This window comes from Streptococcus oralis (assembly GCF_001578945.1).
Lineage (GTDB): Bacteria > Bacillota > Bacilli > Lactobacillales > Streptococcaceae > Streptococcus > Streptococcus oralis_Q.
This window is the reverse complement of record NZ_KQ969560.1, coordinates 1-5,263: the sequence shown is the minus strand read 5'-3', so window position 1 is coordinate 5,263 and position 5,263 is coordinate 1. Positions and strand designations below refer to the sequence as shown.

The following is a 5,263-nucleotide window of genomic DNA, read 5'->3' as shown; positions in this document are numbered from 1 at the left end:
AAGCTAAGCGACTTCCATATCTCACAGGGGGCAACCCCCAACTACTTCCGGCGTTCTAGGGCTTAACTTCTGTGTTCGGCATGGGTACAGGTGTATCTCCTAGGCTATCGTCACTTAACTCTGAGTAATACCTACTCAAAATTGAATATCTATCAAATCTCAAGAAAACCTCACACTTCGTATTCTCAGTTACTTTGGATAAGTCCTCGAGCTATTAGTATTAGTCCGCTCCATTGCTCACACAACTTCCACTTCTAACCTATCTACCTGATCTTCTCTCAGGGCTCTTACTGATATATAATCATGGGAAATCTCATCTTGAGGTGGGTTTCACACTTAGATGCTTTCAGCGTTTATCCCTTCCCTACATAGCTACCCAGCGATGCCTTTGGCAAGACAACTGGTACACCAGCGGTAAGTCCACTCTGGTCCTCTCGTACTAGGAGCAGATCCTCTCAAATTTCCTACGCCCGCGACGGATAGGGACCGAACTGTCTCACGACGTTCTGAACCCAGCTCGCGTGCCGCTTTAATGGGCGAACAGCCCAACCCTTGGGACCGACTACAGCCCCAGGATGCGACGAGCCGACATCGAGGTGCCAAACCTCCCCGTCGATGTGAACTCTTGGGGGAGATAAGCCTGTTATCCCCAGGGTAGCTTTTATCCGTTGAGCGATGGCCCTTCCATACGGAACCACCGGATCACTAAGCCCGACTTTCGTCCCTGCTCGAGTTGTAGCTCTCGCAGTCAAGCTCCCTTATACCTTTACACTCTGCGAATGATTTCCAACCATTCTGAGGGAACCTTTGGGCGCCTCCGTTACCTTTTAGGAGGCGACCGCCCCAGTCAAACTGCCCGTCAGACACTGTCTCCGATAGGGATCACCTATCCGGGTTAGAGTGGCCATAACACAAGGGTAGTATCCCAACAACGTCTCCTTCGAAACTGGCGTCCCGATCTCGTAGACTCCTACCTATCCTGTACATGTGGTACAGACACTCAATATCAAACTGCAGTAAAGCTCCATGGGGTCTTTCCGTCCTGTCGCGGGTAACCTGCATCTTCACAGGTACTAAAATTTCACCGAGTCTCTCGTTGAGACAGTGCCCAAATCATTACGCCTTTCGTGCGGGTCGGAACTTACCCGACAAGGAATTTCGCTACCTTAGGACCGTTATAGTTACGGCCGCCGTTTACTGGGGCTTCAATTCATACCTTCGAGTTACCTCTAAGCACTCCTCTTAACCTTCCAGCACCGGGCAGGCGTCACCCCCTATACATCATCTTACGATTTAGCAGAGAGCTGTGTTTTTGATAAACAGTTGCTTGGGCCTATTCACTGCGGCTGACGTAAAGTCAGCACCCCTTCTCCCGAAGTTACGGGGTCATTTTGCCGAGTTCCTTAACGAGAGTTCTCTCGCTCACCTGAGGCTACTCGCCTCGACTACCTGTGTCGGTTTGCGGTACGGGTAGAGTATGTTTAAACGCTAGAAGCTTTTCTTGGCAGTGTGACGTCACTAACTTCGCTACTAAACTTCGCTCCCCATCACAGCTCAATGTTATAGATATAAGCATTTGACTCATATCACACCTCACTGCTTAGACAGACACTTCCATTCGTCTGCTTTAGTTAGCCTACTGCGTCCCTCCATCACTACATACTCTAGTACAGGAATATCAACCTGTTGTCCATCGGATACACCTTTCGGTCTCTCCTTAGGTCCCGACTAACCCAGGGCGGACGAGCCTTCCCCTGGAAACCTTAGTCTTACGGTGGACAGGATTCTCACCTGTCTTTCGCTACTCATACCGGCATTCTCACTTCTATGCGTTCCAGCACTCCTCACGGTATACCTTCTTCACACATAGAACGCTCTCCTACCATACCTATAAAGGTATCCACAGCTTCGGTAAATTGTTTTAGCCCCGGTACATTTTCGGCGCAGGGTCACTCGACTAGTGAGCTATTACGCACTCTTTGAATGAATAGCTGCTTCTAAGCTAACATCCTAGTTGTCTGTGCAACCCCACATCCTTTTCCACTTAACAATTATTTTGGGACCTTAGCTGGTGGTCTGGGCTGTTTCCCTTTCGACTACGGATCTTAGCACTCGCAGTCTGACTGCCGACCATAATTCTTTGGCATTCGGAGTTTATCTGAGATTGGTAATCCGGGATGGACCCCTCACCCAAACAGTGCTCTACCTCCAAGAATCTCTAATGTCGACGCTAGCCCTAAAGCTATTTCGGAGAGAACCAGCTATCTCCAAGTTCGTTTGGAATTTCTCCGCTACCCACAAGTCATCCAAGCACTTTTCAACGTGCCCTGGTTCGGTCCTCCAGTGCGTCTTACCGCACCTTCAACCTGCTCATGGGTAGGTCACATGGTTTCGGGTCTACGACATGATACTAAGGCGCCCTATTCAGACTCGGTTTCCCTACGGCTCCGTCTCTTCAACTTAACCTCGCATCATATCGTAACTCGCCGGTTCATTCTACAAAAGGCACGCTCTCACCCATTAACGGGCTCGAACTTGTTGTAGGCACACGGTTTCAGGTTCTATTTCACTCCCCTCCCGGGGTGCTTTTCACCTTTCCCTCACGGTACTGGTTCACTATCGGTCACTAGGGAGTATTTAGGGTTGGGAGATGGTCCTCCCAGATTCCGACGGGATTTCGCGTGTCCCGCCGTACTCAGGATACTGCTAGGTACAAAGACTATTTTAAATACGAGGCTGTTACTCTCTTTGGCTGATCTTCCCAAATCATTCTTCTATAATCTTTGAGTCCACATTGCAGTCCTACAACCCCGAAGAGTAAACTCTTCGGTTTGCCCTCCTGCCGTTTCGCTCGCCGCTACTAAGGCAATCGCTTTTGCTTTCTCTTCCTGCAGCTACTTAGATGTTTCAGTTCACTGCGTCTTCCTCCTCACATCCTTAACAGATGCGGGTAACAGGTAGCACCTGTTGGGTTCCCCCATTCGGAAATCCCTGGATCATCGCTTACTTACAGCTACCCAAGGCATATCGTCGTTTGTCACGTCCTTCTTCGGCTCCTAGTGCCAAGGCATCCACCGTGCGCCCTTATTAACTTAACCTTATTTTCTGACCTTTCAGTCATAAACTCTTTTAATACTACAGCGTTTCGGTTTATTTTCTTGTTACTATTTGATATAGATATTCAATTTTCAATGTGCATTACTTGGTGATCTCTCACCAATGGAGCCTAGCGGGATCGAACCGCTGACCTCCTGCGTGCAAAGCAGGCGCTCTCCCAGCTGAGCTAAGGCCCCACAAGACCTCTCAAGACTAAACAAGACCAATGTGCAGTTCCTTTTCCTTAGAAAGGAGGTGATCCAGCCGCACCTTCCGATACGGCTACCTTGTTACGACTTCACCCCAATCATCTATCCCACCTTAGGCGGCTGGCTCCTAAAAGGTTACCTCACCGACTTCGGGTGTTACAAACTCTCGTGGTGTGACGGGCGGTGTGTACAAGGCCCGGGAACGTATTCACCGCGGCGTGCTGATCCGCGATTACTAGCGATTCCGACTTCATGTAGGCGAGTTGCAGCCTACAATCCGAACTGAGATTGGCTTTAAGAGATTAGCTTGCCGTCACCGGCTTGCGACTCGTTGTACCAACCATTGTAGCACGTGTGTAGCCCAGGTCATAAGGGGCATGATGATTTGACGTCATCCCCACCTTCCTCCGGTTTATTACCGGCAGTCTCGCTAGAGTGCCCAACTAAATGATGGCAACTAACAATAGGGGTTGCGCTCGTTGCGGGACTTAACCCAACATCTCACGACACGAGCTGACGACAACCATGCACCACCTGTCACCTCTGTCCCGAAGGAAAACTCTATCTCTAGAGCGGTCAGAGGGATGTCAAGACCTGGTAAGGTTCTTCGCGTTGCTTCGAATTAAACCACATGCTCCACCGCTTGTGCGGGCCCCCGTCAATTCCTTTGAGTTTCAACCTTGCGGTCGTACTCCCCAGGCGGAGTGCTTAATGCGTTAGCTGCGGCACTAAACCCCGGAAAGGGTCTAACACCTAGCACTCATCGTTTACGGCGTGGACTACCAGGGTATCTAATCCTGTTTGCTCCCCACGCTTTCGAGCCTCAGCGTCAGTTACAAGCCAGAGAGCCGCTTTCGCCACCGGTGTTCCTCCATATATCTACGCATTTCACCGCTACACATGGAATTCCACTCTCCCCTCTTGCACTCAAGTTAAACAGTTTCCAAAGCGTACTATGGTTAAGCCACAGCCTTTAACTTCAGACTTATCTAACCGCCTGCGCTCGCTTTACGCCCAATAAATCCGGACAACGCTCGGGACCTACGTATTACCGCGGCTGCTGGCACGTAGTTAGCCGTCCCTTTCTGGTAAGATACCGTCACAGTGTGAACTTTCCACTCTCACACTCGTTCTTCTCTTACAACAGAGCTTTACGATCCGAAAACCTTCTTCACTCACGCGGCGTTGCTCGGTCAGACTTCCGTCCATTGCCGAAGATTCCCTACTGCTGCCTCCCGTAGGAGTCTGGGCCGTGTCTCAGTCCCAGTGTGGCCGATCACCCTCTCAGGTCGGCTATGTATCGTTGCCTTGGTGAGCCTTTACCTCACCAACTAGCTAATACAACGCAGGTCCATCCAGTAGCGGAGCAATTGCCCCTTTTAAGCAGTTGTCATGCGACATCCACTATTATGCGGTATTAGCTATCGTTTCCAATAGTTATCCCCCTCTACCAGGCAGGTTACCTACGCGTTACTCACCCGTTCGCAACTCATCCAGAAGAGCAAGCTCCTCCTTCAGCGTTCTACTTGCATGTATTAGGCACGCCGCCAGCGTTCGTCCTGAGCCAGGATCAAACTCTCATTAAAAGTTTGAGTTCTCACTCATTTCTGTCACTGACAGATTTATTGTTTTTTCATTGTTCAGTACTACAACGTCAGTTGTAGCGCCCTGCACATTGGTTCGTCTTGTTCAGTTTTCAAAGGTCTTTGTCACTAAATCTCTCTCAAGCGACAACTATATCAGTATATCACAGCCGTTAACCTATGTCAACACTTTTTTTGAAACTTTTTTTACTTTTTTCGTCCCTGTGATACACCCATAGTCCGTACGGGATTCGAACCCGTGTTACCGCCGTGAAAAGGCGGTGTCTTAACCCCTTGACCAACGGACCTGAGCTTTTCAACTCTTTCTATTATACCCACTTTTCTTCCTTTGTCAAGGACTTTTTTGACTTTTTT

Annotated in this window: 2 tRNA genes and 3 rRNA genes; all 5 read right to left on the bottom strand. The window is 49.5% G+C overall.

The features are described 5' to 3' along the window. Positions 1-2 precede the first annotated feature (2 nt). The 5 genes from rrf to SORDD16_RS09630 all read right to left on the bottom strand — a co-directional run bounded on the left by rrf (position 3) and on the right by SORDD16_RS09630 (position 5,196). Positions 3-118: ribosomal RNA gene (gene rrf, locus SORDD16_RS09650) — 5S ribosomal RNA — on the bottom strand. A 76-nt stretch (positions 119-194) separates the two neighbouring features. Beyond that, positions 195-3,098, bottom strand: a 23S ribosomal RNA gene (locus SORDD16_RS09645). Positions 3,099-3,220: 122 nt separating this feature from the next. After that, positions 3,221-3,293, bottom strand: a tRNA-Ala gene (locus tag SORDD16_RS09640). 51 nt (positions 3,294-3,344) lie between these two features. Further along, positions 3,345-4,891 (bottom strand): 16S ribosomal RNA (locus tag SORDD16_RS09635). Together the 16S, 23S and 5S rRNA genes with 2 tRNA genes alongside form the textbook arrangement of a ribosomal RNA operon. Before the next feature lie 233 nt (positions 4,892-5,124). Further along, a tRNA-Glu gene (locus tag SORDD16_RS09630) sits at positions 5,125-5,196 on the bottom strand. Positions 5,197-5,263 lie beyond the last annotated feature (67 nt).